1 protein-coding gene is annotated in these 1,546 nt (G+C 67.3%); it reads right to left on the bottom strand.

Features of this window, described 5'->3' with window-relative positions:
• Positions 1-114: 114 nt before the first annotated feature.
• The gene (locus ABHT90_RS09965) at positions 115-1,272 is read right to left on the bottom strand and encodes an IS110 family RNA-guided transposase (protein ID WP_343001678.1); all 1,158 of its coding nucleotides are present in this window, start codon (positions 1,270-1,272) and stop codon (positions 115-117) included.
• Positions 1,273-1,546 lie beyond the last annotated feature (274 nt).

Raw genomic sequence — 1,546 nt, 5'->3', positions numbered from 1 at the left:
GGGGGTGTTCCTATAGTTTTGTCAACTGGGAAATGCTGCCCGCGCGACTGAATCGCGGCATGCTGACGCCAGGCCATTCGGCCGGTGGGCTCCAATCTGCTCGGTGCGCTTCGGCTAGGCGGCGTAAGGCACCCTGTCCCGCATGACCGCGTAGATGACCTTCAGCCTCTTTCGCGCCAGCGCCTTGAGCGCCTTGCCGTGCGACATGCCCCGCTCCCGGCACCTGGTGTAGTAGTCGCCCCATCTCCCCTCTGTCCGGGTAAGGCAGTTACATGAGAATATGAGCAGGTTCTTCAGCCTCTTGTTGCCTTGGCGCGATGCCGTCACCGAGGAGATCGAGGTTCCCGACTGGCGGTTGCGCGGCGCCAGGCCGCAGTACGACGCGAGCCTGTCGTGACTGGGGAAGTCTTCGATGTCGATGGAGATCGCAAGCTCGGAAGCGGTTTTGGGCCCGATGCCCGGCACCGTCAGGAGGCATCGGTAGGTATCGTCGCCCTCGAGCAGGGCGGAGATCTCCGCCGTGATCGCCTCGATCTCCGCCGAGTTCTCGGATATCCTGCGCGCGAGCAGTTTCACCGCCCGGTCCTCGGCGGCGACGACCGACGCATCCGGCCTTGTCGAGGAGGTTGTCGAGCGGACGAGGGCCTCGATCTTACCGCGCGCCGCCCCACGCGTGAGCGCCGCCGCCCTGCGGGGCCCGGCGTCGGCTACCGACCAGGCCCCGCCGAGGGATGCCATGAGCCTCAGCTGGGGCCCGTCGGACAGGTCGACCAGCGCCTCGAAGGCGGGGCACGATTCCAGCAGGATGCTGCGCAGCCGGTTCTTATTCCTAGTGTTCTCGCAGGTCAAGAAGTTCCTCTGGGCGGCCAGCGCCCTCGCCGCCGCAATCGTCGGACCTGGGTCTCCGACCGGCAGGAGCGCGTCGGGGATGCCAAGCGCCGTCTTCGCGATGACCATCGCGTCTCGCTCGTCGGTCTTGGCGTCGCCGGCGAAGAGCCTGGCGGCCCCGTGCGCCGCGAGTCCCGGCAGGTACGCCGCCGACATCCCGGCCGCCCTGGCGCGGGCGAGCGCGAGGGCGCCTATGTTGCGCGACTGGTCGACGACCACGAGCGCATCGGGGAAGCGGCCGAACAGCGAGTCCAGGTCGTCCTCCCTGTTCGCGACGGGGGCGCTCAACAGCACCTCGCCATCTCGAGTCGCGACGCATGCCCAGTGGGACGATTTCCCGACATCGAGCCCGATGACGGCTTCCGGCATTCTAATTGGTGCCACGGTGGTATCCTCCAATCGGTAGGCCGATCGGAACCCCTCCCCGCGACACCCACATTACCTGGCCGTGGCGCTTGCGCCCGGCAGTTTCCTATCAGTCGTCCGGAGCGGCGAGCGCCCCCGGTGGCAACACCCCCCGGGCCCTCTACGGGGCAGGGGCAGACGGCCATCCGGAGGCGCCCGATCGGCGGCCCCTCGGGGCTTGCCCGTATCGTAGGCAATGCGCCGAATGCTCGCCATCGAAATTTATCGATGGCCTATTTCAGACTGTAATGGG

The organism is Collinsella aerofaciens, from assembly GCF_039758815.1.
GTDB classification, from domain to species: Bacteria; Actinomycetota; Coriobacteriia; order Coriobacteriales; family Coriobacteriaceae; genus Collinsella; species Collinsella aerofaciens_BP.
Note: the sequence above shows the minus strand (reverse complement) of the source record. Positions and strands in the feature narration are given on the sequence as shown.